At 68.1% G+C, this 25,704-nt stretch carries 18 protein-coding genes; 9 read left to right on the top strand and 9 right to left on the bottom strand.

Annotated features, from left to right (window positions below; translation table 11 throughout):
- Positions 1 to 6 precede the first annotated feature (6 nt).
- From KB874_RS04625 to KB874_RS04615, 3 genes are read left to right on the top strand one after another with little or no spacing between them, the layout of a single operon-like run.
- The gene (locus tag KB874_RS04625; protein WP_212535388.1) at positions 7 to 1,752 is read left to right on the top strand and encodes a calcium-binding protein; all 1,746 of its coding nucleotides are present in this window, start codon (positions 7 to 9) and stop codon (positions 1,750 to 1,752) included.
- A 7-nt stretch (positions 1,753 to 1,759) separates the two neighbouring features.
- Positions 1,760 to 2,311 carry an NUDIX domain-containing protein gene (locus tag KB874_RS04620; RefSeq protein WP_212535387.1) on the top strand — a complete coding sequence of 184 codons (552 nt, stop codon included), beginning with the start codon at positions 1,760 to 1,762 and terminating at the stop codon, positions 2,309 to 2,311.
- 24 nt (positions 2,312 to 2,335) lie between these two features.
- Positions 2,336 to 3,709: a phosphomannomutase gene (locus KB874_RS04615; protein WP_212535386.1), complete on the top strand. Its 1,374-nt coding sequence runs from the start codon at positions 2,336 to 2,338 to the stop codon at positions 3,707 to 3,709.
- 67 nt (positions 3,710 to 3,776) lie between these two features.
- On the opposite strand, the gene kdsA is transcribed toward KB874_RS04615, so the two are convergent.
- From kdsA to KB874_RS04595, 4 genes are all read right to left on the bottom strand, one after another.
- On the bottom strand, positions 3,777 to 4,598 hold the full coding sequence (gene kdsA, locus KB874_RS04610; protein ID WP_212535385.1) for a 3-deoxy-8-phosphooctulonate synthase: 822 nt from the start codon (positions 4,596 to 4,598) through the stop codon (positions 3,777 to 3,779).
- Positions 4,595 to 5,383, bottom strand: a complete 789-nt coding sequence (locus tag KB874_RS04605; protein WP_212535384.1) for a 3-deoxy-manno-octulosonate cytidylyltransferase — start codon at positions 5,381 to 5,383, stop codon at positions 4,595 to 4,597. The genes kdsA and KB874_RS04605 overlap by 4 nt, the downstream gene beginning before the upstream one ends.
- Positions 5,380 to 6,333, bottom strand: a complete 954-nt coding sequence (locus tag KB874_RS04600; RefSeq protein WP_212535383.1) for a KpsF/GutQ family sugar-phosphate isomerase — start codon at positions 6,331 to 6,333, stop codon at positions 5,380 to 5,382. The genes KB874_RS04605 and KB874_RS04600 overlap by 4 nt, the downstream gene beginning before the upstream one ends.
- Before the next feature lie 64 nt (positions 6,334 to 6,397).
- The gene (locus KB874_RS04595) at positions 6,398 to 7,384 is read right to left on the bottom strand and encodes a 2-hydroxyacid dehydrogenase (RefSeq protein ID WP_212535382.1); all 987 of its coding nucleotides are present in this window, start codon (positions 7,382 to 7,384) and stop codon (positions 6,398 to 6,400) included.
- Positions 7,385 to 7,493: 109 nt separating this feature from the next.
- On the opposite strand from KB874_RS04595, the gene KB874_RS04590 reads away from it, so the two are divergent.
- The gene (locus tag KB874_RS04590; RefSeq protein WP_212535381.1) at positions 7,494 to 7,991 is read left to right on the top strand and encodes an SH3 domain-containing protein; all 498 of its coding nucleotides are present in this window, start codon (positions 7,494 to 7,496) and stop codon (positions 7,989 to 7,991) included.
- A gap of 6 nt (positions 7,992 to 7,997) precedes the next feature.
- On the opposite strand, the gene KB874_RS04585 is transcribed toward KB874_RS04590, so the two are convergent.
- The 4 genes from KB874_RS04585 to KB874_RS04570 form a co-directional block, all read right to left on the bottom strand.
- Entirely contained in the window at positions 7,998 to 9,020 is a 1,023-nt protein-coding gene (locus tag KB874_RS04585) for a Hint domain-containing protein (RefSeq protein ID WP_212535380.1), read from the bottom strand.
- A 142-nt stretch (positions 9,021 to 9,162) separates the two neighbouring features.
- A complete protein-coding gene (locus KB874_RS04580) occupies positions 9,163 to 10,107 on the bottom strand; it encodes a GGDEF domain-containing protein (protein WP_212535379.1) in 945 nt (314 codons plus the stop codon).
- Positions 10,091 to 10,603, bottom strand: a complete 513-nt coding sequence (locus KB874_RS04575; protein WP_212535378.1) for a methanogen output domain 1-containing protein — start codon at positions 10,601 to 10,603, stop codon at positions 10,091 to 10,093. Before KB874_RS04575 ends, KB874_RS04580 begins: the two co-directional genes overlap by 17 nt.
- Before the next feature lie 114 nt (positions 10,604 to 10,717).
- A complete protein-coding gene (locus KB874_RS04570; RefSeq protein ID WP_212535377.1) occupies positions 10,718 to 12,298 on the bottom strand; it encodes a 2-isopropylmalate synthase in 1,581 nt (526 codons plus the stop codon).
- 287 nt (positions 12,299 to 12,585) lie between these two features.
- Between KB874_RS04570 and KB874_RS04565 the strand changes: the two genes are divergently transcribed.
- Positions 12,586 to 15,516, top strand: a complete 2,931-nt coding sequence (locus KB874_RS04565) for a calcium-binding protein (RefSeq protein WP_212535376.1) — start codon at positions 12,586 to 12,588, stop codon at positions 15,514 to 15,516.
- Here KB874_RS04565 and epsE read toward each other — a convergent pair.
- A complete protein-coding gene (gene epsE, locus KB874_RS04560; RefSeq protein WP_346346506.1) occupies positions 15,513 to 16,715 on the bottom strand; it encodes an exopolysaccharide biosynthesis GT4 family glycosyltransferase EpsE in 1,203 nt (400 codons plus the stop codon). The genes KB874_RS04565 and epsE overlap by 4 nt on opposite strands.
- Positions 16,716 to 16,886: 171 nt before the next feature.
- Here epsE and KB874_RS04555 point away from each other — a divergent pair, with 171 nt between their 5' ends.
- From KB874_RS04555 to KB874_RS04545, 4 genes are read left to right on the top strand one after another with little or no spacing between them, the layout of a single operon-like run.
- Complete coding sequence (locus KB874_RS04555) at positions 16,887 to 17,720, top strand: glycosyltransferase family 2 protein (protein WP_212535375.1); 834 nt, start codon at positions 16,887 to 16,889, stop codon at positions 17,718 to 17,720.
- A complete protein-coding gene (locus KB874_RS04550; protein ID WP_212535374.1) occupies positions 17,717 to 19,084 on the top strand; it encodes an oligosaccharide flippase family protein in 1,368 nt (455 codons plus the stop codon). Before KB874_RS04555 ends, KB874_RS04550 begins: the two co-directional genes overlap by 4 nt.
- Positions 19,085 to 19,097: 13 nt before the next feature.
- Positions 19,098 to 19,271: a hypothetical protein gene (locus tag KB874_RS22800; RefSeq protein ID WP_249200275.1), complete on the top strand. Its 174-nt coding sequence runs from the start codon at positions 19,098 to 19,100 to the stop codon at positions 19,269 to 19,271.
- Between the two features lie 20 nt (positions 19,272 to 19,291).
- Positions 19,292 to 25,702, top strand: coding sequence for a type I polyketide synthase (locus KB874_RS04545; protein WP_249200274.1), 6,411 nt, complete (start codon positions 19,292 to 19,294; stop codon positions 25,700 to 25,702).
- Positions 25,703 to 25,704: the final 2 nt, after the last annotated feature.

Genomic DNA, 25,704 nt, shown 5'->3' with positions numbered 1-25,704 from the left:
TCCGAAATGTCCACCAGAATCCCCGATACGTGGTCGCCAACGGCGATCGACGGCACCGACGATGCCGATTTCATCGAGGGCACCGACGGCGAGGAATACATCAACGGCCTCGAGGGCAACGACACGCTCAAGGGCTGGGGCGGGATCGACAAGATCAACGGCGGCACCGGTGCCGACGTCATCCTCGGTGGCGATGGGATGGGCCTGCTCTATGGCCAGTCTGGCGACGACCTGATCGTCGGCGGCGGCGACCGGGACCGTATGGCCGGGGGCGACGGGCATGACACGCTCTACGCGGGCGGCGGCGACGATGTCCTGGCCGGCGGGCGCGGGCATGACATGCTGTCGGCGGGAGACGGCGACGACCGGGCTGACGGTGGCGACGGCAACGACACCATCGTCGGCGGGCTGGGCAATGACTGGCTGAACGGCGGCGAGGGCGACGACAGCATCACCGGCGGCGACGGCGACGAGCGCATGTCCGGCGGCGACGGCAACGACTTTCTCGACGCGGGCGAGGGAACGGACTGGGCCTCGGGCGGCGCGGGCAACGACACGATCATCGGTCATCTCGGCGCCGATCGCCTGTCGGGTGGTCATGGCGACGACGTGGTGCGGGGCGGAGACGGCGACGACTGGGTGACTGGGGGGGCTGGCAATGACCTGCTGACGGGCGATGCCGGGCATGACCGGATCGATGCGGGCACCGGCGACGACACTGTGAGCGCAGGCGACGGCAATGACCGCGTCACCACAGGCGACGGCAATGACGACGTGACCGGCGGCGCGGGCAACGACACGATCTACAGCGGCGCTGGCAATGACACGGTAGCCGCCGGGGACGGAGACGACCTGTCGGCGGGCGGCGATGGCGACGACGTCATCTCGGGCGGCGCCGGCAACGACACGCTGCACGGCTCGGGCGGCAACGACACCGTTCTGGGTGGGCATGGCGCCGACTGGATGACGGGGGGCAACGATGACGACAGCCTGCATGGCGGCAACGACAACGACACGCTCTATGGCAGTTCCGGAAACGATACGCTCGATGGCGGCAACGGCGACGACCGCCTCTATGGCGGCAGCGGTTCCGACAGCGTCGAGGGCGGTTGGGGCAACGACACGATCTGGGGCGGGTCGGGCGACGATACGATCACGGATGGCGGCGGCGACAACGTGATCTGGGCCGGCAGCGGCTCTGATTTCGTCGTGGCTGGCGGCGGGCGCGACCTGATCTACGGCAGCAGCGGTAACGACACGATCGACGGCGGCGGCGAGGCCGACAGCATCCTCTCGGGCAACGGATCTGACAGCATCATGGGCGGTGATGGCGACGACACGCTGCGCGGCGGCAACAACAACGACTACGTCGAGGGCGGCACGGGCAACGACCGGCTTTACGGCGACGATGGCCGCGACACACTGGTCGGCGGCGATGGCGACGACGATCTTTATGGCAAGGACGGAAACGACGTGCTGACCGGCGGCGCGGGGGCGGACATGTTCAACTTCCGCTTCGACCGCAGGCCCGACCGCGACACTGTCACCGATTTCGAGGACGGGATCGACACGCTGGTGATCGCGGGCGCGATGGAAGAGGACCTGACCATCCTCCAGACAGCTTCCGGCACGCTGATCGGGATGGAGTATGTCTCGGGCAGCATGTGGGCGGCCAGTTCCTACAAGTGTGCGGTCATGCTCGAAGGGATCGACGCCAGCCTGATCGACGCCTCCGACTTCCTGTTCTACTGAGCCACACATGCAGCCGTGGAAGATCCTGGGGTCCGAGATCGTATTTGACGCCGAGCCCTTCGTGCAAGTGTCGAAACAGCGCATCGCGCTGCCCGATGGCGGCGTGATCGAGGATTTCTACCAGGTCCACCTGCGGCCTTTCTCGCTGACCGTGCCGATCACCGAGGATGGTCGCGTGCTGATCCTGCGCGCCTACAAGCATGGGCCGGGGCGCGTCTGCCTGACCTTTCCGGGCGGCTTCATCGACCCGGGAGAGACGCCTCGGGACGCCGCCGCCCGCGAGTTGCTGGAAGAGGCGGGATATGCCGGGACGGAGATCATGCCGCTGGGCCGTTTCACCGACAACGGCAACCAGAAGGGCTGCACCGGGCATTACTTTCTTGTCCGGGGTTGCCGCGCCGTGCAGCCGCCCTCTGCCGGCGATCATGAGGAAATGGCCCTCGAACTGCATGACCCCGTGGCACTGGACGAATTCCTGCGCGACGGCACGCTGGCGATCACCCATGATGCCGCGGCCTGGGCCTTTGCCCGTTTGCACATGGGGCAGGCTGGGCTATAGCCCTGCGGTAAAGGAGGGCATGACATGGCACCGAAATTCGGCACGAGCGGCCTGCGCGGCCTTGTGGTAGAACTGACGCCCGATCTGGTGGCGGATCACGTCCGCGCCTTCCAACGATCCTGCCCGGTGGGGTCCGGCCTGTTCGTTGGCCAGGATCTGCGCCCCTCGTCGCCCGGGATCGCCGCGACGGTGATGGGCGTGGCCGAGGCCGAGGGCGTGGCCGTCACCGATTGCGGCGTCTTGCCGACGCCCGCGTTGGCGCTGGCGGCGATGCAGGCTGGCGCCGGGGCCGTGATGATCACCGGCAGCCATATTCCCGCTGACCGCAACGGGCTCAAATTCTACACGCCCGAGGGCGAGATCACCAAGGCACACGAGGGCGCGATCCTGGCAAGCCTGGGCACCGAGCCTTCGGACATTGCCGGGCCGGGGCGCCGCACGCTGGATGCATCGGGCGCCTACGCGGCCCGGTATGTCCAGGGTTTTGGTCCAGGGGCGCTGGCGGGTCTGCGCATCGGCGTCTACCAGCACAGTTCCGTCGCGCGGGACGTGATGGCCGAGGTGGTGGCCGCTCTGGGCGCCGAGCCTGTGGCGCTGGCCCGCTCCGACATCTTCATCCCGGTCGATACCGAGGCGGTCGACCCCGAAACCCGCGCCATGCTGGCCGCGTGGTGCGCCGAGCATGGACTGGATGCCGTGATCTCGACCGATGGCGATGCCGACCGCCCGATGCTGTCCGATGCCTCCGGGCGGCTGGTGCCGGGTGACGTGCTGGGCGCTCTGACCGCTCAGGCGCTGGGCGCCGAGGTGATCTGCACGCCGGTGTCGTCCAATACGCAGGTCGACGGGCTGTTCGGACGGGTGATCCGGACGCGCATCGGATCGCCCTATGTCATCGCGGCCATGGAGGCGGTGCTGGCCGAGACCCCCTCTGCCCGCGTCGTGGGCTACGAGCCGAATGGCGGTTTCCTGCTGGGCTTCGAGGCGCGGGGCATGGCGCCCCTGCTGACGCGCGACTGCCTGCTGCCGATGCTGGCGCCGCTGGCCGAGGCGCAGACTCGCGGCCTGCCCTTGGCCGATCTAGTGGCGGGCCTGCCGCCACGCTTCACCGCCGCCGACCGCCTGCAAGGCATCGCGCCGGAAACGGCCGCATCCTTCATCGCCGGGATGGCGGGCAGCGCCGAGGCGCGCGCCGCCTTCTTCGAGACCATGCCGGCAGAGACCGCGCTGGACCTGACCGACGGGCTGCGCGTGACCTTCGCCGGGGGCGAGATCCTGCATCTGCGCGCTTCGGGCAATGCGCCCGAGTTTCGATGCTATGCCGAGGCCGACAGCACGGATCTCGCCGTGGCGCTGGTCGCGGAATACCTGGAGCGGTTGCACGCGCGTCTGGGCTAGCAGCAGGGTTTCTGCCACCGTCGCTAAGCGACTCCTCCGGGATACTTGAGGCCAGAAGAAACCGGGATCAGCCCGCCTTTGTCAGGTCGTCGATCGCGCGCAGCCCTTGCAGCAGGCGTGGAAGGTCATCCACCGGCACCATGTTGGGCCCGTCGCTGGGTGCGGTGTCGGGGGATTCGTGCGTCTCGATGAAGACCGCCGCGCAGCCCACCGCCAGGGCCGCGCGGGCCAGCGGCTCGACGAATTCGCGCTGCCCGCCCGAGGACGTGCCCTGTCCGCCCGGCTGCTGCACCGAATGGGTCGCGTCGAAGACCACCGGCCAGCCGGTGCGCGCCATGATGGGCAACGAGCGGAAATCGCTGACCAGCGTGTTGTAGCCAAAGGAGGTGCCACGCTCGCAGAGCATGATGCGATCGTTGCCGGTGCTGGCGATCTTGTCGGCGACATTCGCCATGTCCCAGGGCGCCAGGAACTGACCCTTCTTGACGTTAATGGCGCGGCCGGTCTCGCCGGCGGCCAGCAGCAGGTCGGTCTGGCGACAGAGAAAGGCGGGGATTTGCAACACGTCCACCACCTCGGCCACCGGGGCGCATTGTTCCGGTCCGTGCACGTCGGTCAGCACCGGCACGCCGAATTCCTCGCGGATGGCTTGCAGGATGCGCAGCCCCTCGTCCATGCCCAGCCCGCGCTTGCCCTTGAGCGAAGACCGGTTGGCCTTGTCGTAGCTGGCCTTGAAGATCCAGCCGGTGCGGGCGCTCTCGGCCGCCTGAGCGATCCGCTCGGCCAGCATGCGGGCGTGATCGAGGCTTTCCAGCTGGCAGGGGCCTGCGATCAGCGCAAAGGGTTGGTCATTGGCAATGGTCAGCTTGCCCAGGGTGACGGAATTCATGCGATGCCCTCCTTTTTCAGGACCGCTTCGATGCGCTCCACGTCCACGGGGTTGTTCAATTCCCAGAAGACGCGGCCGGGTGCCTCGACCGGGACGCAGGTCACCGGCACGCCGTTTTCCAGGAAGCGCAGTTGTTCCAACCCCTCGGCGCGTTCCAGCGGCCCCTCGTCCCATGCCGCGTAGCGCCGCAGCGCGTCGGGCCGGTAGGCGTAGCAGCCGACATGGTGCCAGACCTCGGGCGGGTCTTGCAGCGAGCCGACATAGGGCAGCACCTCTTTCGAGAAATAGATCGCGGTGCCGTCGCCGCGCATCACCGCCGTGGTGCCGCCGACGCGGCCCTCGCGGCGGTCATGCACGAAGTTGGCCAGCGTTTCGGCATCACAGAGCAGGACGGGAGTGGCCATCTGCACGGCGGGGTCGGCCATGGCGGCGATCAGCGCCTCGACGAACCAGGGCGGGGTCAGCGGCGCGTCGCCTTGCAGGTTCACCACCACATCCGGTTCCTCGGCCAGTTGCGCGACGCCTTCGGCGCAGCGCTCGGTGCCGTTGCGCGCCTTGTCCGAGGTCATCAGCACACTGGCGCCAAAGCCGCGCGCGGCCTCGGCGATGCGGTCGTCGTCGGTCAGCACATGCACGGAGTCGACGCCTTGCACGGCGCAGGCGGCCTCCCACGAACGCTGGATCAGCGGTTTCGACACGCCGGTCGCACCGCGCAGGTCGACCAGCGGCTTGCCGGGATAGCGGCTCGAGGTATAGCGGGCGGGGATGAAGATCACGCTTTTCATGCCGCGCCCACCCGCAGCGCGTCATGGATGTGCAGCAGTCCGACAAGGCGGTGTTCGCCGTCGACCACGGGCAGCACGGTCAGCTTGCGCATGTTCATCAGTCCCAGCGCCTCCGTCAGCAGGGTGTCGGGGCGGGTGACCAGCGGCGTTCGCGTGGCGACCTCGCCCGCGTTGCGCGCCATCAGCCCGTCCATGTTGCGGCGCAGGTCGCCGTCGGTGATGATACCAGCCAGGCGCCCGCCTGTCGCGACCGCTGCCACGCCAAAGCCCTTGCGGCTCATTTCCAGCAGCACCTCGGGCATGGGCGTCTCGGCCGAGACCAGCGGCAGTTCCTTGCCCTTGTGCATCACCGCCGAGACATGCAGCAACTGCGCGCCCAGCGTACCGCCCGGATGCAACTCGCCATAGGCCCGCTTGTCAAAGCCGCGCTTGGTCATCATCGCCACGGCCAGCGCATCGCCCAGCGCCATGGTCAGCGTGGTCGAGGTGGTGGGCGCCATGCCGATGGCGCAGGCTTCGGGCGCGTCGGGCAGGGTCAGCACGTGCTGCGCGGCGCGGCCCAGCGTCGAGTCGGGTTTTCGCGTGATCGCAACCAGCGGAATCGCGAAGCGGACGCAGTGACCGATGATGTCGGCCAGTTCCCGGGTTTCTCCGGAATTCGAGATCAGAATGACCGCATCCTTGCGGGTGATCATGCCAAGGTCGCCGTGGCTTGCCTCGCCGGGATGGACGGCCTGGGCGGGAGTGCCGGTGCTGGCCAGGGTCGCCGCGATCTTGTTCGCCACGTGGCCCGATTTGCCCATGCCCGAGACGATCACCCGCCCGTCGATCCCCAGAAGAAGCGCAACGACTGCATCGAAACAGGCCGGCAACTCGTCATGCAGGCGGCGCAGGGCGTCTGCCTCGGTCGTCAGCACGGCGCGGGCGATGTCGGAAGGGGTCTGGGTCATGGGTGGCCTGTCGGTTTCGCCAAGCCTTTATCCCGCAAGGGGCGCCTTGTCCAATGCCGCGCCGTCAGAGCATCGAGGGCAGAACCTGGTCCGGCGGGCGGTGGCCGTCGGCGAAGGTCTTGATGTTGATGATGACCTTTTCGCCCATCTCGATCCGGCCTTCGACCGTGGCCGAACCCATATGCGGCGTCATCACCACGTTGGGCATGTCGCGCAGGTCCGGGTTGCCCTCTGTCCCGTGTTCGAACACGTCGAGACCCGCGCCCGCCAGTTCGCCGGCCTTGAGCATCCGGGTCAGCGCGTTCTCGTCGATGACCTCGCCGCGCGAGGTGTTGACGATCACCGCCGAGGGTTTCAGCAGCTTCAGCCGCCGCGCGTTCAGCAGGTGATAGGTGCTGGGGGTCGAGGGGCAGTTGACGCTGATGATGTCCATCCGCGCCACCATCTGATCGAGGCTTTCCCACCAGGTCGCTTCCAGCGCCTCTTCGGTCTCGGGGCGCAGGCGGCGGCGGTTGTGATAGTGGATCTGCATGCCGAAGGCCCCGGCGCGGCGCGCCACCGCCTGGCCGATCCGGCCCATGCCGAGGATGCCCAGCCGCTTGCCGCCGATCCGATGGCCCAGAAAGGCGGTGGGCGCGTAACCGGCCCAGTTGCCTTGCTGCATCACCGACAGGCCTTCCTGGATGCGGCGGGTCACGCCCAGCATCAGCGCCATGACCATGTCGGCGGTGTCCTCTGTCACCACGCCGGGCGTGTTCGACACCAGGATTCCGCGCGACCGCGCGGTGGCCACGTCGATATGGTCAAAGCCTGCCCCGTAGTTGGCGATCAGCTTCAGCCGCTCGCCCGCTTGGCCGATCAGCCCCGCGTCGATCTGGTCGGTGATCGTGGGAACCAGCACGTCGGCGCTCGCGACCGCATCGACCAGTTCGCCGCGTGTCATCGGACGGTCGTCCTCGCGCAGCGTGACGTTGAAGAGTTCCTTCAGCCGCGTCTCGACGACATCGGGCAAGCGTCGCGTCACAACAACACTCAGACGTTTTGATGGCATTCCCACGCTCCCCGATCTTCCCTGGCGGTCCGGTCGGGCGCTACACTGCGACAGGAACAGGCGAGGCACAAGAACCCCGCCGGACAAAAGAACCGAGCAGGACGAATTCATGGTTTCCAAGGCATGGATGCTGGGCCTTTGCCTGGCCCTTTTCGCCAGTATCGCCGCCGCCGCGCAGGATCGCGGGCCGGTGACCAACCTGCCCTTGCCGCGCTTCGTGTCGCTGAAGGCGGCCGAGGGGAACGCGCGCCGCGGGCCGTCTCTGTCGCACCGGATCGACTGGATCTACACGCGGCGGGACATGCCGCTGGAGATCACCGCCGAATACGGCCACTGGCGCCGGGTGCGCGACCGCGACGGGGCGGGCGGCTGGATCCACTACTCGCTGCTGTCGGGTGTGCGCACGGTTCTGGTGGAACAGGATCTGCTGCCGCTGCGGATGCGGCCGGATGCCAACGCGCCCGAGGTTGCCCGCATGGCGATGGGCGTGGTGGCGCGCATGGGCGCCTGCAATCGCGACTGGTGCGAGCTGACGGCAGGCGGCTATTCCGGCTGGGCGCCCAAAACGGCGATCTGGGGTGTGCGGCCGGATGAGGAACGCGACTAGCGCCGTTCAGGCCGCCTTGTGCAGCAGGATCGCGGTTTCCGGCGTGGTCAGGATGCGCCGCGCCGCAGGGCCCGAGTGCCGGGGGTCGAGGCATAGCCGCAGGCGCAGCCGGTCGCCCGCATCAAGGTCATCAAGCGCGGCCTGTGCGGGGTGCAGGCTTTCGGTCTGGACGCCATTGGCAAAGATCACCGCGTGATCCGGCAGCAGCAGGTGCCAGTAGGTCACGGCGCGCAACCCGTGATCCGGCCGGATGCGCCGACCGTCCAGCAGGTCGACGGTCGTGGCCAGCACCTCGTCGCAGTTGAACAGCGCGCGGGCATGAGCGCCACGCAGCAGCAGGCGCTGACCCGGTGCGACCAGCAGCGGGCGGTCTGGGCGATCCATGCCAAAGGCGCCGGTGTCGATCCGGACGGGCCGCAGGCCGGGCCGGTCATAAAGCTGCGCCCCGCCCAGAACGCTGCGGCCCACCCATTGCAAAGGCTGTGGACCGGCGTCGCGGGTGGCGACCATGTCGCCTTCTTCCAGCGTCTCGATCGGGCGCGGCCCCGATGGCGTGGCGATCCGGGTGCCCCGTGCCAGGCCGGGCATCGCAGCCTGCGGCGGGGCCGCCGCGCGGCGCTCCCGGGTCGGGCGCGGCGTATCCACCACCCACAGCGGGATGTCGCGCGGCGGCAGCGCCCCCTGGACCATCAGCAGCGGCCGCGCGCCGGTGTCGATCAGCGTCAGGCAAAAGACCTGTTGCCCGTCGGTCACGCGAAAGCGGTCTTCGGACAGTGGCGCGTCTTGGTCGGGATCGTCATGGCCGATGGCATCGGCGATGCCGCGCAGGGCGCGCGCCGCGCCAAGACGTGCCGCATCCGGTTCCGCCAGCAGCGGCAGGATCGAGGCCGGGCCGTCGATGCGCAGCGCCTCGCCCAGCCAGCACCACAGTGCACCGGGCCGCAGCGCGGCGCGCGGAGGATTGCGCCGCGCGTCGAGTTCGGTTTGCGCCCAAGAGATGACGAACGTGCCGCGATAGCCCGTTCCCATGCCTGTCCTGCCTTGTCCTGCCTTGTTTTCCAGCAGGATAGCCTTGTCCGACCCTATTGCACAGCGCCCGGCGCCCGGACCCTGCCGGATTGCGGCAGAGCCATGCGCTTGCGTGTCGCGGCGGCAACAAGAACGGCGCGTCTCAGGCCCGCAGGCCGCCGCGCTGCCCCTTGACGGAATACATATGCGAGTCCGCCGCCATGCGCAGGCCGGAGTAACTGGTGGTTTCGGGCCCCGCGACGGCCCATCCGATCGAGGCCGAGACCCGCAGCGCGATTTCTGCGCCGCCATCGTCGGGTTGCCAGAGGATCGGCCGCTCGATTTCCTCGGTCAGGCGGGCGACAAGGCCCGGCATCCTGCCTTCGTCAAACCGGTCGAACCACAGCCCGAACTCGTCGCCGCCCAGTCGGCCGACCATGTCGCGCTGGCGCACCTCCTGCTTCAGGCGGCGGGCGATCGTGGCGATGACGAAATCCCCGGCCTCGTGCCCGAAGCGGTCATTGACCGGCTTGAAGCGGTCGAGATCGGCAAAGGCGAGGATTCCCCGGCCGCCATCGCGCAGGATGATCCGGCAGCGGTCGGCAAAGGCCGAGGCGTTCAGCAGGCCGGTCATCCGGTCGATATCGGCCAGGACGCGCAATCGCCGCGCCTCGGCCCGCAGTCTTTCACGCTCGGCCTCGGCGAGGCTCAGTTCGCGCTCGGCCCGGTGAGTCACGGTTTGCGCGCGCAGGGCCCGCCGGGCGAATTCCTGCGCGGGCGTAGCCTTGAGCATGACCAGCGCCGTCTCACCGCCGGGCAGGGGATCGACGCGCCACGCGACAAAGGCATGAGTCCGCTGCCCGATGCGCAGGCGCATCGGTACCGGCCCGCTGGATTGCGTCGCCGTCATAAGAAGCGACTGCACTGCGCCTGTTTCGATGACCGCGATTTCGGACAGGAGCATGCCGCGTTCGGTTGGCGCGATCCGTCCTGCCGCCTTGTTTGCGCAAAGAAGCCGGCCTTCGGGATCGACCAGGTAGGTCGCCCGGGGACAGTTGCGGAATGCGGCCTCGATGGCCGCGAGCGCGATCTCAGCGGTAGAATTCATGCTCCGCCCCGTGGGATGTGCGCCGCAGAACCACCGTGACGCTGCACCTTGGGTCGCCAAGGGCGATCGCCTCGTCGATGCGGACGCTGGAATAGCCGCAGGCGTCGGCCGCGATTCGGCCAAAGACATGGGTTGTCATCATGCACAGGGATGCCCGGCCGCGCACCTTTTCGCCAAACGGGCAACGCGAGGCGACCAGCCGGATTTCATCCGCGTCGGCCGACACGACAGAGAAGTGCCCGCCAATCCGCGCCTTGAGGTCGCAAAGGATCGCGCCGATGGCCTCGGGATCGTCTGGCAGGGCGCCGTCGGCGTCCCTGTAGCGCCTTGAGATGTCGCGCCCGATATCCTGCCCCACCTGCGCGATGAACCAGGACGACTCCTCCAGGCCGACCATCTCTTCGATGCGGCCCGACAGGCTTGTGATCATGTCCGACATGAAACACGCGGCATTCAGCGTGTCTGTCGCCGGAACCCGTTCCGTCCGTTGTGCCATCGCATGCATGCCTCGATATTTGGGGGCACGCTGCGTCAAGGAGGTTAATTTACGGTAAAGGTTCTTGACGAAAGGTTAGCGGGGCGCCGTCTGCGCCCCGCCCTGTCCGTGACCTCAGCCAACGTCCTTGTAGCTGATTTCCTTGACATCCTTGCCGGTCTTGCCGCGCCGGATCAGCAGCCGGTTGAGCGCGTTCACATACGCGCGAGCAGACGCCACGACCGTGTCTGTATCCGCCGACTGGCCGGTGGCGATCATGCCGTCCTCTTCCAGCCGGACGCTCACCGTGGCCTGTGCGTCCGTTCCCTCGGTCACGGCGTGCACCTGGTAGAGTTGCAGCCGTGCGCTGTTTGGATGCAGCATCCGAACCGCCTTGAATGTCGCGTCGACCGGGCCGTCGCCCTGGCAGGTGGCCGAGACCTCCTTGCCGTCGATCTCCATCTCCAGCTCGGCCGTGGCGGGGCCGCCGGTGCCGCAGACCACGCGCAGGTTCACCAGTTGCAGCCGGTCCTCGCCGTCGGCGGTGGCCGTGACAAGGGCGAGGATGTCGTCGTCGAAGACCTCCTTCTTGCGGTCGGCCAGTTCCTTGAACCGCACGAAGATGTCCTTGAGCTGGTTGTCGCCCACCTCGACGCCGAGATCCTTCAGCTTGGCGCGCAGTGCGGCGCGGCCCGAATGCTTGCCCAGCGGAAGGGACGTTCCCGAGAGGCCGACGTCCTCGGGGCGCATGATCTCGAACGTCTCCTTGTTCTTGAGCATGCCGTCCTGGTGGATGCCGGATTCATGCGCAAAGGCGTTCTTGCCCACGATGGCCTTGTTGAACTGCACCGGAAAGCCCGACACGGTCGCCACGCGGCGCGAGATGTGCATGATCTTCTTCGTGTCGACCTGGGTGTAAAACGGCATGATGTCGCCGCGCACGCGCAGGGCCATCACGACCTCTTCCAGCGCGGTGTTTCCTGCGCGCTCGCCCAGGCCGTTGATCGTGCATTCGATCTGCCGCGCGCCACCCGCGACAGCAGCCAGCGCGTTCGCCGTCGCCATGCCCAGGTCGTTGTGGCAATGGGTGGCGAAGATAACCGCATCGGCGCCCGGCACCGTCTCGATCAGGCGGCGGATCAGGTCGGCGGATTCCACCGGCGCGGTGTAGCCCACCGTATCGGGGATGTTGATCGTGGTGGCGCCCGCCTTGATCGCGATTTCCACCACGCGGCACAGGTAATCCCACTCGGTCCGCGTTGCGTCCATCGGCGACCATTGCACGTTGTCGCAAAGGTTGCGGGCATGCGTCACGGTCTGCTCGATGCGCTCGGCCATCTGATCCATCGTCAGGTTCGGAATGGCGCGGTGCAGCGGCGAGGTGCCGATGAAGGTGTGGATGCGCGGTCGCTCGGCGTGTCTCACCGCCTCCCAGCAGCGGTCGATGTCGGGGAATTGCGCGCGGGCGAGGCCGCAGATCACCGCGTTCTTCGACCGCTTGGCGATCTCGGACACGGCGCGGAAATCGCCCTCGGAGGCGATGGGAAAGCCCGCCTCGATGATGTCGACGCCCATGTCGTCGAGCAGCTCGGCGATTTCCAGCTTTTCGGCATGGGTCATGGTCGCGCCGGGCGACTGTTCGCCATCGCGAAGCGTGGTGTCGAAAATGAGGACGCGGTCCTTGCCCTCGGTCGCGGGTGTCTTCTGGTCGGTCATTGGAATTCTCTCTGTCTTCTCTTGGGTCCGGTATCGGCGCGCAACAAGCCTCCTCTGAGCGGTCGCGCCGTGACGGCCGCGCTCAGAGGCGGATTAGGAGAAGACGCAGCCCAAGCGCAAGCGGCGCGTGAACGCGCGGCACAGCGGGGATATGGGCAATCATGGTCATGTCGCGCACTATACGCGCGGATGAACAAATGAAAAGGCGGGAATTCACCGATCCGCCCGCTTTCGCTTTGCTCGGCGTGCCGGCTGTAGCATAGTCGTGGAAAACGACGGGCAGACCGATGATCCGCAGGCTTCTTTGCATTCTCGCCATGCTGGCGCTGCCCTGTGCTGCGCTTGCCGAACGCGACTCGCTGAAACTTTACGTCTTCGGCAACTCGTTGCTGAACCATCTCGACGAGCAGGCCGACCACACCAACGTGCCACATTGGCTGCACCAGATGGCACGGGCCGAAGGTCGCGACTTTGCCCTGGACGGGCAATGGGGGTTTCCGCGCGGCTTTGCCGACGGGCTGCCGCCGCGCGCGAACTGGTCCTTTCCCGGCGTGCCGGGCGTCTGGTCGCCGGATCGCGGCCGCTTTGGCGAAGCCGGGTTCGACACGGTCCTGATCGCGACCGAAAACTTCATCCAGTATCAGCCCGCCGACCGGCCTTATGACGGCGACAACCCGACGGGGGAAAGCCCGCTGGGCGCGCTGTTGCGGCTGACCGACTGGGTGCAGGCGCAAAGCCCGGGTTCCGAGATCGTGCTGTATGAGGGCTGGTCGGCGATGGACGGGATCGTGCGCCAGTTCCCCCCGACAGAGGAAGAGTTCGCACGGTATCACGCGGTGAACGCCGGGGCACTGCACGACTGGTACGGCGACCTGCTGGACCGTCTTGTCGTCGAAAGGCCGGGCCTGGGGGTGCGGCTGATCCCGGTGGCGCAGGTCATGGCGGTGCTGATGCAGGAGGGCGGCCTGCTGGCCAATGTGCCCGCGCAGGCGCTGTTCACCGACGACGCGCCGCACGGGACAGAAACGCTGTATCTGATCGCGGCAGCGATCACCTATGTCGGCCTGTTCGACGCGCCGCCTCCCGCCGACTGGCGCCCGCCCGCCACGCTGCATCCCTCGGTGGTGTCGCAGTGGGGGGCACTGTCGCTGGCCATCTGGCAGGCGATGCCCCGGCAGACCGCGGCCACGACCCAGGCCACGTCCGAGGCCGAGACGCCCGCCGAAACGGTCACGATCCTGCCCGAGCGACAGCCGGTGATGCTGCCGCCCTCCGGCATGCGGCCCGAGGGGGCGCCTGCGCTGGGCATGGGTCTGAACGGGCTGGCCGACTGGTCGACGCAATATCCCTTCATCGACCTGATGAAGAGCGCGCGCGATTGGGTCGGGCACCTGCCCGGCCGCTGGGGTGGCGTGTCGTCCGAGGAATTGCGCGCCGGTGGCAACCTCGACGAAAATGGCTGGCCCGTGTCGATCCCCGAAGGCGTCGAGCGCCTCGAATCCGTCCTGCTGACCGACATGCCCGAGGACGCCGCCTATCTGCGCGGCGACTATGTCATGCTTTACGACGGGCAGGCCGAGTTCACGCTGACCGGCCGCGCCAAGCGGGTGCGGTATGAACCGGGCCGCGCCACCTTTTTCTACGAACCGGGTCCGGGCCTGGTGGGCGTGTCGATCTCGGCCATTCCGGCCGACGACCCGATGCGCAACATCCGGATCGTGCGCGAGGATCACCTGCCGCTCTACGAGGTCGAGGCGCTGTTCAACCCTCTCTGGCTGGAGACGGTGCAGGACATGCGCGTGCTGCGCTTCATGGACTGGATGATGACCAATGGCTCTCCGGTGCAGACATGGGAGGATCGCCCCCGCCTGACCGACGCGACCTGGACGACCTGGGGCGTCCCGCTGGAAGTGATGATCGAGCTGGCCAACACGGTCGGCGCCGATCCGTGGTTCACCCTGCCGCACATGGCGGATGACGACTATGTCCGCCGCTTCGCCGAGACGGTGAAGGCAGGGCTGAACCCCCGGCTGAAGGCGCATGTGGAATATTCCAACGAGGTATGGAACCGGATCTTTCCGCAGGCCGAATGGGCCGCCGCGCAGGCCGAGGCGCGATGGGGCGAGTCGGACACTGGCTGGGCGCAATTCTATGGCCTGCGCGCGGCACAGGTCATGGATACCTGGACCGAGGTCTATGGCCCCGAGGCGGATGATCGGCTGCTGCGCGTCGTGGCGACCCAGACCGGCTGGCCGGGGCTGGAAGAGTCGATCCTGCTGGCACCGCTGGCCTTCCTGCAACTCGGCCGCCCGCCGCAGGACAGTTTCGACGCCTATGCCGTAACCGGCTATTTCGGCTACGAGATGGGCGGAGACGAGGCCGCCGCGCAGGTCGATGCCTGGCTGGCCGCGTCCGAGGCGGTGGCAGAGGCGGCAGGGCAGGCAACGGGCCTGCGCCGCGTCGCGCTGCGCGAATACGTCCGCGCCAACCGGTTCGACGCGGCCATCGCGCCGATGGCGCAGGCGCTGGAAGAGGGCAGCCTGAACCGGCTGGTGTCAGAGGTCTTTCCCTATCACGCGGGCGTCGCCCGGCGCGCGGGACTGCGGCTGATCATGTACGAGGGTGGCACGCACCTGGTGGCGCCGGGTGCGCGGAACCAGGACGAGCGCCTGACCGATTTCCTTGCGGCCTTCAGCTATACGCCCGAGATGGCCCGGCTGTATGAAATCCTGCTGGGCGGCTGGGCGCAGGCTGGCGGCACGCTGTTCACCGCTTTCGTCGACGTGGCGCCCGCGACGCGCTGGGGCAGCTGGGGCGCGAAACGGCACCTGGCGGACGAGAATCCGCGCTGGGACATACTGGCGGCGTTCAACGCGACGGGCCCCAACGACTGGGAACTGCGCGACGCCGGGGCCTTTGCCCAGGGGCTCGTCCGCATCGGCGGGGGGCAGCCTCTACAGGGGACCGACTGGGCGGATGTCCTGATCGGCGGGCTTGGCGATGACGTTCTGGTGTCGGGTGGCGGCAACGACCGGCTGCATGGCGGGCCGGGGTCGGATCGCGCGGTTCTGCCGGGCTCGCGTGGCGACTATGCATTCGAGCGTGACGGAGCGCTGCTGCGGGCCGTCGGATCGCAAGGCACGGTGGTGCTGCGCGCCGTGGAGGAAGTGCTGTTCGCGGCCCAGCCCGACAGCCCGGTTCCCGCCGACACGCTTTAATCCCGAGTGGCCGCGATGGCCTCGGCCAGAGTCTCGGCGCCCAGGGCAGATCGGAAATGCGCCTCGACATGGGCGCGCCCTGCCTCGGCATAGCGGCGCAGGCGCGCGGGGTCTCCGGCAAGGTCGCGGATCGTGCGGGCCAGCGTGGCGGGGTTCTGCGGCGGCACGAGGATGCCGGTGCGCCCGTCCTCGATCAGCTCGGGCACGCCGCCTGCCTCTGTGCCGATCACCGGCACGCCCATCGCCATCGCCTCCATGTAGGCGACGCCCAGCGGTTCGTGCCACGAGGCAAGGACGAACAGGTGCGCCTCGGCCAGCTTGTCTTTGACCGCGCCCGCGTCGATCGCGCCCAGCAGGCGCACATGATCCTGAAGGTGCAGGCGTTTCAGGTGCGCCTCCAGTTCGGCGCGATAGCCGGTGCCGCCGGCATCATCCTCTCCGGCGATTTCCAGCCGCACGTCCACGCCCTGGTCCAGAAGTTGCCGGACGGCGCTCATCAGGTCCTGGTGGCCTTTCACGATGTTCAGCCGCCCGCAGGAGAAGATGCGCAGCGGCCGGCCCTTTTCCGGCGGGGCATAGGGCGTGTCGCGGCGCAGGCTGTCGGTGTCGACGCCCATCGGGCGCACGATCACCCGGTCGGGCAGCGATCCGGCCAGGGCCTGCTGCACCTCGCCTTCCAGCTTGCGGGTGATGACGGTGGCAAAGGCGGCATGGCGCCACTTGAACCGCTGGCCGGGGCCGTAATCGGACAGCGGGCCGTGCAGAGTCAGCGAATAGGGCGGGCCGCCCATCTGCCGCGCAAAGGCGGCGATCAGCGCCGCGCGCCCGCAACTGTGGACATGGATGTGGTCCAGCCGCTCGTCGACGGACAGCGAATAGAGATCCTGCGCCGCACCCAGCGATACCGGCGCGTCCCGCCACAACCCGTCGCGCAGCATCCACAGCAGCAGGCCGCGCGGCAGCAGGCGGGCCGTGCCGCCCAGGATCTTGCCCGGCGCCAGCGCGTCCAGGTAATGCGTCCGCTCCATCGCGATGTCCGACCAGTCATGCGCGATCAGCCCGCGGGGCGGGCGGCGGGTCGAGATAACGCGCACCTCATGGCCAAGCGACTCCAGCGCGCGGATCTCGCGCCAGAAGAAAATATGGGTCTGTCCCGGGAATTGCGGGACGACATATCCGATCCGCAAGGGACGAGTCACGGCAGCGACAGCCTTCGGGGCTTGGGGTTCCAGGCACTCTCTGTAAGAATGTTTTCCGGGTTTTCATTCTTTGGCCATAGTTAACTGAAATCAGCGCGCCGGGGCGGCTGTGAAAAGCGGCGAGTGTGGCTCTGGTGAAACGGCCATGCGGATCGCGCTTGGGATAGGGACATGACGCTGGTTTCCGTGATCGTTCCGGCAAGCAACGAGGCGGCGCTGATCGGGCGCTGTCTGGATGCGCTGGCCGCGTCGCGCTGGCCGCGTTGCGAGACCGTGCAGGTCGTGGTCGTGGCTAACGGATGCCGCGACGATACCGCCGGCATTGCGCGCGGCCGGGCGGATGCGATCGGGGCTCGGGGCTGGCGGCTGGACGTGATCGAACGGGCCGAGGGCGGCAAACTGGCGGCGCTGAATGCAGGCGATGCCGCCGCGACGGGCCCGATCCGGGTCTACCTGGATGCCGATGTCACCGTCTCGCCCGACCTTCTGGCCGGGATCGCCGATGCGCTGGACACCGATGCGCCACGCTATGCCAGCGGACGGGTGAGGATCACCGCGCGGGGCGTGGTCGCGCGGGCCTATGCGCGGATCTGGCGGCAGGTGCCCTTCATGGTGCAGGGGGTGCCGGGCTGCGGCGTGTTCGCCGTGAACGCGGCCGGGCGCGCACGCTGGGGCGCCTTTCCTGACATCATCGCCGACGACCTGTTCGTGCGGCTCAGTTTCACTCCGGCAGAGCGTGTCGGCGTGCCACAGTCCTATGACTGGCCCATCGCCGAGGACCTGCCCGCGCTGATCCGCGTGCGGCGGCGGCAGGATGCGGGCGTCGACGAGATCGCGCGCCGCTTTCCCGCGTTGATGGCGAACGAAGACAAGATGCCCTTTCCCGTCAAGCGCAAGTTGCGCCTTGCGCTGCGCGATCCCCTGGGCTTTGCCGTCTACGCGACGGTGGCGCTGGCCTCGCGGCTGACGCGGCACCACGCCCAGGGCTGGAGTCGGGGACGATGAGCGCGCTGACCGACCGCCTGCGGGGCTCTTCGCTGTCGGCGCGGGCGCTGCGCTCGGTCCTGCTGACGGTGGGCGGGTTCGGCTTTGCCCAGGTGATCCGGCTGGCGTCGAACCTGGTCCTGACGCGGCTGCTGTTTCCCGAGGCGTTCGGCCTGATGGCGCTGGTCATGGTCTTTCTCGTGGGGTTGGGTCAGTTTTCGGATGTCGGCGTGACGCCCGCGATCCTGCAATCCAGACGCGGCGACGACCCTGCGTTCCTGAACACCGCCTGGACGATCCAGGTGATGCGGGGTTTCGGCCTGTGGCTGGTGGCCTGCGGCGTGGCCTGGCCGCTGGCCTGGTTCTACGACGAGCCGCAACTGGCACAGATCCTGCCCGTCGCCGCGCTGACCCTGCTGATCGCAGGGTTCAAGCCGACGCGGATGGACACTGCCAACCGGCACCTGTTGTTGGGCCGGGTGACGGTGATCGACATGGCGGTGCAGATCGTCGGCGTGATTGCCGCGATCGGCCTGGCCTGGGCCACGGGGTCTGTCTGGGCGCTGGTGATCTCGGGCATCGTCGGCGGCATCGCCGAGGTCGCGGTCAACTGGCGCTTCCTGCCCGGAGAGGCGAACCGACTGCGCTGGGAACGCGCGGCCGCGCGCGAATTGATGCATTTCGGAAAATGGGTGTTCCTCGCCACCATCGCCGGTTTTTTCTATTCCCAGGCGGACAAGATCGTGCTGGGCAAGTGGCTGCCACTGGACGTGTTCGGCATCTACAACATCGGCTTCTTCCTGGCGTCTTTCCCGTTGCTGCTGGGCAGCATGGTCACGCGCAAGATCCTGATCCCGATCTACCGCGAAACGCCACCCGCAGCCTCTGCCAGCAGCTTCGCCGCGCTGCGCCGGATGCGCTTTGCGGTGACGGCGGGACTCATGGCGCTGGTGACCCTGTTCGGCTGTCTCGGGGTCTGGCTGGTCGACCTGATGTATGACCCGCGCTATGCGCTGGCGGGCGGGGTCGTGACGGTGCTCGCCTGCGCGCAGATGCCAGCCCTCATCGTGCTGACATATGATCCCTCGGCCCTCGCAGCGGGGGAATCGCGTCGCTATTTCTTCCTGATCGCGGCACGGGCGGGCTTGATGATTGTCTGCCTGGTCGCCGGGCTGCACACGGCCGGCCTGCTGGGGGCACTGATCGGGCAGGGCATGGCCTTTCTGCTTGCCTATCCGCTGGCTGTGCGGCTGGCGCGGCGCATGGGGGCCTGGGATCCGCTGCATGACGCGCTGTTCGCGGGTCTCGCCGGACTGGCGGTCGCACTGGCCCTGTCGCTGAACTGGCCATCGGTCGCTGCCCTGGCCATGGGCAACGGCTTCTGAACGGGTTCGGTCTATGACCGGGACATTCCGGTTCGATTCGGGCATTGTTTCCGACGCGAAGCCGTTCGCATGGGGCGTCGACCGGCAGCAGGCGGTGAAAGACGTGGAAAACCAAAAAAACGCCGCATTTTTTTGGCACTTGGTGGTCTTCATGGGACCACGGATGGGGCGAGGGGACGGTTCGTGACGGACGAGGCGCCAGGCGCAATGGCAGACACTGACATCGCCGTCGTCGGCATGGCGGCGCATCTGCCGGGTGCCGCCGATATCGATGCCTATTGGCGCAACCTGCGCGATGGCGTGTCCTCGATCCGCCGCCTGTCCGAGGACGACCTGCGCGCGGCCGGAGAGGATCCGGGCCTGATGCGCCACCGCGACTACGTGCCCTTCGCCGCGCCGCTGGACGGGTACGAGATGTTCGATGCCGAGTTCTTCGGCCTGTCGCCGAAAGAGGCGGCGATCATGGACCCACAGCATCGCCAGTTCCTCGAAACCGCGTGGGCGGCGATGGAGAACGCGGGCCACGTCCCCGAGACTTTCGGCGGGCCCATCGGTGTGTTCGCCGGCTGCGGCATGGGCAGCTATTTCTACTTCAACGTCTGCTCGAACCCCGACCTGGTCGAGAACACTGGCATGTTCCTGCTGCGCCATACTGGCAACGACAAGGATTTCATGACGACGCGGCTCAGCCATGTGCTGAACCTGACCGGCCCATCAATCAACCTGCAGACGGCCTGTTCCACCTCGCTGGTGGCCACGCATTATGCCGCACAGGCGCTGCTGAACGGCGAATGCGACATGGCGCTGGCGGGGGGCGTGACGATCGAGCTGCCGCAGGGTCGTGGATACCTTTACAAGGAGAACGAGATCCTGTCGCCCGACGGCCAGTGTCACGCCTTCGACCATCGGGCCAAGGGCACGGTCTTCGGTTCCGGCGTGGGCGTGGTGGTGCTGCGGCGGATGGCGGATGCCGTCGCTGACGGCGACCACATCTGGGCCGTCATCAAGGGCAGCGCGGTCAACAACGATGGCGCGCAGAAGGCGGGCTATCTCGCGCCGTCGGTCGACGGGCAGGCGCAGGCCGTCGCCGAGGCGCAGGCCGTCGCGGGCATCACCGCCGACACGGTGGATTACGTCGAGTGCCACGGCACCGGCACCTACCTGGGCGACCCGATCGAGGTGGCGGCGCTGACTCAGGCCTTCCGCGAGACATCGGACCGAACGGGCCATTGCCGCATCGGGTCGGTCAAGACCAACATCGGCCACCTCGACACCGCCGCCGGTGTGGCGAGCCTGATCAAGGCCAGCCTTGCCCTGCATCACCGCCAGATGCCGCCCTCTCTGGGGTTCGAGGCGCCCAATCCGGCCATCGACTTCGAAACTTCGCCGTTCCGCGTGAACGACCGGCTGACGGACTGGCCGCGCGGGGCGCATCCGCGCCGGGCGGGGGTGAACTCGCTGGGCGTGGGTGGCACGAATGCCCATGTGGTTCTGGAGGAGGCACCCGATCGCGGCGCCTCGGGCCAGAGCGACTGGCCCTTCCAGATCCTGACCGTTTCCGCCCGTAACAAGACCGCGCTGGAGGAGAACGCCGCAAGGCTGGCCCGACACCTGCGCGCTCATCCCGAACAGCCGCTGGCGGACGTGGCATGGACGCTGAAGGAGGGGCGCCGCGCCTTTGACCGGCGCATGGTCGTGGTGGCCGAAACCCACGACGAGGTTGCGCGCCTGCTGGACTCCGGCGATCCCCGGCGGGTGCATGTGCACACTGCGCTGGACCGGCCGGATTGCGTGTTCATGTTCCCCGGCGGTGGCGCGCAATATGCCGGGATGGCCCGAGACCTGTACGAGACAGAGCCGGTCTTTGCCGACTGGATGGATCGCGGTCTGGCGCATCTGGCGACGCTGACCGATGCCGACATCCGCGCGCTGTGGCTGGCCGAGGCGGACACGGCCGAGGCCGACCGCGCCCTGCAAAGGCCAAGCCTGCAACTGCCGCTGATCCTGATCGTGGAATACGCGCTGGCGCAAATGTGGATGGGTTGGGGCATCCGGCCTGCCGCGCTGACCGGGCATTCCATGGGCGAGAATACGGCGGCCTGCCTCGCGGGGATCATGTCCTTCGAGGATTGCATCGGGCTGGTGCATCTGCGTGGCTCTCTGTTCGATGAAGTGCCGGCGGGCGGTATGCTGTCGGTCGCCCTGCCTGCCGACGACCTGCGGCCACGTCTGGGTGATGACCTGGACCTTGGCGCGGTGAACGCGCCGGCGCTGTCCGTCGCCTCTGGTTCACAGGCGGCCCTCGACGATCTGGAGTCGCGGCTGCAGGCAGAGGGTATCGACTGCCAGCGTATCGCCATCGACATCGCCGCGCATAGCCGGATGCTGGAGCCGATCCTCGACCGGTTCCGCGCCTACCTGCGCGCCATCCCGCTGAACCCGCCGCAGCTGCCATTGACCTCGAACCGCACCGGCGCGCTGATGACGGCCGAACAGGCGACCGACCCGGAGTATTGGGTCGAGCATCTGCGCGGCACGGTGCATTTCGCCGATTGCCTCGGTGCGCTGGCCGCGCCCAACCGCGTCTTCCTCGAGGTCGGGCCGGGCCGGGCGCTGGCCTCGCTGGCGCGCCAGCATCCGGGCATCGCGGCGAACCAGGTCCTGTCCTCGCTGCGTCACCGCGACGACTCCATTGCCGACGACAAGCACCTGCTCGAGGTGCTGGGTCGCCTCTCGGCGCTGGGGGTCGCAATCGACTGGGTGCAGATCTGGGGAGACGCACCGCGCCACCGTGTGCCGCTGCCGACCTACGCGTTCCAGCGCGCGCCCTATTTCATCGCGCCGGGCAAGGCCACGGCTGAGCAGCCCTCCTACCTGACCCGCCTTGACGACCTGACCCAATGGGGGTGGAAGCCGGTCTGGCGACCGCGCTCCGCCCTGGTCGAGGTCGACGTGGCCGGAGGGCTTGCGGATGCGTCGCCGCAGACATGGCTATTCTTTGCAGATGCGACCGGGATTGCGGCGCGCGCGTCGGATCGCCTGACAAAGGCGGGGCATCGGGTGGTCACCGTCACGCCCGGCGACAGTTTCGCCCGGCTGCATGGGGACCGCTATCTCCTGGCCCCCGAGCGGGGGCGCGAAGGCTATGACCAACTGGTGCAGGATCTTGCGGCACGCGGGATGCTGCCCGACCGGATCGGGCATTTCTGGCTGCTGACCGGGGATGAGGGGCATCGCCCCGGGTCCAGCTTTTTCCATCGCTTGCAGGAACACGGGTTCTACTCGCTGCTGTTCCTCGCGCAGGCGCTGGGGGACGAGGCGCGGCAGGCCCCGCTGCCGATCACCGTCGTCACCAACGGCGCCGCTCGCCTGCGGGACGAGGCGCTGCCCTACCCGGCCAAGGCCACCATCGCCGGTCCGGCCCGTGTGATACCGCGCGAGATGCCGGGGCTGCATGTTGCGACGCTGGACGTGGAATTACCGGTCGCGCCCGAGGCGGGCGTTTTCGGCCTAGCCCGCGCGCAGATCGCGCAGGATGCCGCGCTGGACGCGCTGGCGCTGCGCGTGCTGGAGGATCTGCTGTCGGACCCCGGAGACCGCATCGCCGCCCTGCGTGGCGGGCGACGTTTTGAATGCGCGATGCGACCCGTGCCGCTTGAGGCGTCTGTTCCAGAGGCCGCGCAGGACGAGGTCGTTCTCATCACCGGCGGTTTTGGCGGGATCGGCCTGACGCTGGGCCGCGACCTGGCCTCGCGGGGGACGAAACTGATCCTGCTGGCGCGCAAGGCACTGCCAGACCGTGCCGACTGGCCCGACCACCTGCGCCGCCACGCGCCCAAAGATCCGGTCTCGCGCCGCATCCGTGCTGTGCAGGCGCTGGAAGAGGCGGGGGCAGAGGTCATGGTCGCTGCCGCCGACGTCTGCAACCTGACCGCGATGCAGCGGGTCAAGGAACAGGCCGAGGCGCGGTTCGGCCCGATCACCGGAGTCATCCACGGCGCCGGCGTCATCGCCGATGCGCCGCTGGCGACGAAGTCGCCGTCGAGCATCGAGGACGTGTTCACGCCCAAGATCCATGGAGCCGAGGTGCTGGGCCGGCTGTTCCCGGATGGCGCGCTGCGCTGGATGGCGCTGTTCGCCTCATCCTCGACCGTCACGGCGCCTGCGGGACAGGTGGATTACGTCGCTGCCAACGAATTCCTGAACGCCTTTGCGCAGTCCCGCGCGGGCGGCAAGACCCGCGTCACCGCGATCAACTGGGGCATCTGGGCCGAGGTTGGCATGGCGGCCGAAGCCGTGGCCGCCCGCACCGGCGACCATGCGAGGACACCCGAGACGCCCGTGGACCTGCCGCTGCTGGACCGGGCCGGGTTCGACGCGCAGGGCAACCGGGTGTTCCACACAAGCCTGTCCGAGAAGGACTGGATCATCGACGAACACCGCACCCGCGCGGGCGACGCCTTGCTGCCGGGCACGGGTTACCTGACCTTGGCCGCCCATGCCTTGCGCGCGCATGGCGAAACCGGCGGGTTCGAGATCCGCGACCTGGATTTCCTGCGCCCGCTGCGCGTCTCCGGCGGGGTGCGCGATGTGCGCCTGCGGCTGGCCCGGACGCAGCGCGGTTACGGGTTCGACGTGCTCGCGTACGCCACGCTGAACGGCCGGCACGGTTTTGCCCCGACCGCTCAGGGCGCGATCAGCCTTCTGCCGATGCAGCGGCCAGAGACGCTGGACCTGTCCGCGATCCGCGCCCGCTGCGGCGCGCCGACTGTCGCACCGAGCGGCAAGCTGACCGCGGCGCAGGCGGTGATGATGCGTTTTGGCCCGCGTTGGCAGGTCTTGGACAGCCGCGCGCTGGGCGAGGGTGAGGGGATCGCAGACCTGTCCCTGCCCCCCGAGGCGGCGGATGACGGATGCCTGCTGCATCCCGCGCTGCTGGACATCGCGACGGGTTGGGCCATGGAGTTGATCGCCGGCTGGCAACCGACGCATCTCTGGGCTCCGGTGCGCTATGGCAGGGTGCGGGTGCATGCCGAGCTGCCCGACCGTATTGTCAGCTGGGTCCGCAACGCCGCCGACAACCGGGCCGACGCCGAGACCGCCAGTTTCGACGTGACTCTTTGCGCGCCGGACGGGACGGTATTGGTCGAGGTGTCAGGCTTCACCATCCGCAAGCTTGCCTCGGCGGATATCCTCAAGGCGGCGCCCCGCCTGACCGTCGCCGAGATGGAATTCGACGAGACCGACGCGCCGCACCCCCTGTCGCCCGCCGAGGAACGGCTGGCGCATAACCTCGGCCAGGGCATCCGCCCCGACGAGGGGGCAGAGGCGTTCCGCCGGGCGATGGCGCTGGGCCTGCCGCAGGTGGTGGTGTCCTCGCTGGATCTCGACGCCCTGACGGCGCAGGCCGCGGCATCGACCGACAAGGCCAAGGGGCAGAGCTTCGACCGCCCGCAACTAGACTCGGATTACGTCGCGCCCGAGGGCGAGATCGAGACCACGCTTGCCGGATTCTGGCAAGAGCTTCTGGGCGTGTCCAACGTCGGCGCGGGGGACAGTTTCTTTGACCTCGGCGGTCACAGCCTGATCGCCGTTCGGCTCTTTTCAAAGGTCAAGAAGGCTTTCCGCGTCGATTTCCCGATTTCCGTGTTGTTCGAGGCGCCGACCATCCGCGCCTGCGCCGCGCTGATCGCCGAGCGGACGGGCCATGTCGAGGCAGCACCCTCCGATGCGCCGCAGGCCCCGAAGCGCCGTTTCCGGTATCTGGTCGCCATGCATGACGGCGATGGCGGGCCGCGCCGCCCCTTCTTTCTGGTCGCGGGAATGTTCGGCAACGTGCTGAACCTGCGGCACCTGGCGCATCTGCTGGGCGCGGACCGGCCCTTTTACGGCTTGCAGGCGCGGGGACTTCTGGGGGGCGAGGCGCCGCACGAAACGATCGAGGAGGCCGCGCGCGACTATATCTCCGAGATCCGGCAGGTGCAGCCGCACGGCCCCTACATGGTTGGCGGATTCTCGGGTGGCGGGATCACCGCCTGGGAAATCGCTCGTCAGCTCGAGGCGGTGGGAGAGGTCGTTTCCTTCGTCGTCCTGCTGGATACGCCCCTGCCGCAGCGCCGACCCCTGTTGCGGCGCGACCGGCTGGTGATCCAGTGGCACCAGGCGCGCGAAAAGGGGCTGTTCTATCCCCTGATCTGGGCGCGCAACCGCATTGCGTGGGAAATCGCGCGCCGCCGCGACACCGGTCGGACCGAGGCCGAGGGCGCCTTCCACAACGCCGAGATTGAGGCAGCCTTCTATCGGGCGATATCTACATACAAGATGCATGCAAGAACGGGGTCGCTGGTTCTGTATCGCCCGCCCCTGGTCGGCAAGTGGCGTGTGTCGGGCGGGGCGCTGGTGAATTCCGAGCGGACCTATGTCACGCCTGACAACGACTGGGGTCTGGTCGCGCCGCAGGTTCAGGTGCACGAGGTTCCCGGCGACCATGACAGCATGGTGCTGGAGCCGAATGTCCGTGTCCTGGCCGCCCTGATGCGCGAGGCCATCGAGACGGCCGACGACGAAACCGACGGGCGTGGCCAGGTCGTGCCCTTCCCCGGACACGCGGCGGAATAGGT

It is taken from the genome of Thetidibacter halocola, assembly GCF_018224955.1.
Lineage (GTDB): Bacteria > Pseudomonadota > Alphaproteobacteria > Rhodobacterales > Rhodobacteraceae > Thetidibacter > Thetidibacter halocola.
The sequence above is the reverse complement of the archived record's forward strand: the minus strand, read 5'-3'. Positions and strand labels throughout refer to the sequence as shown.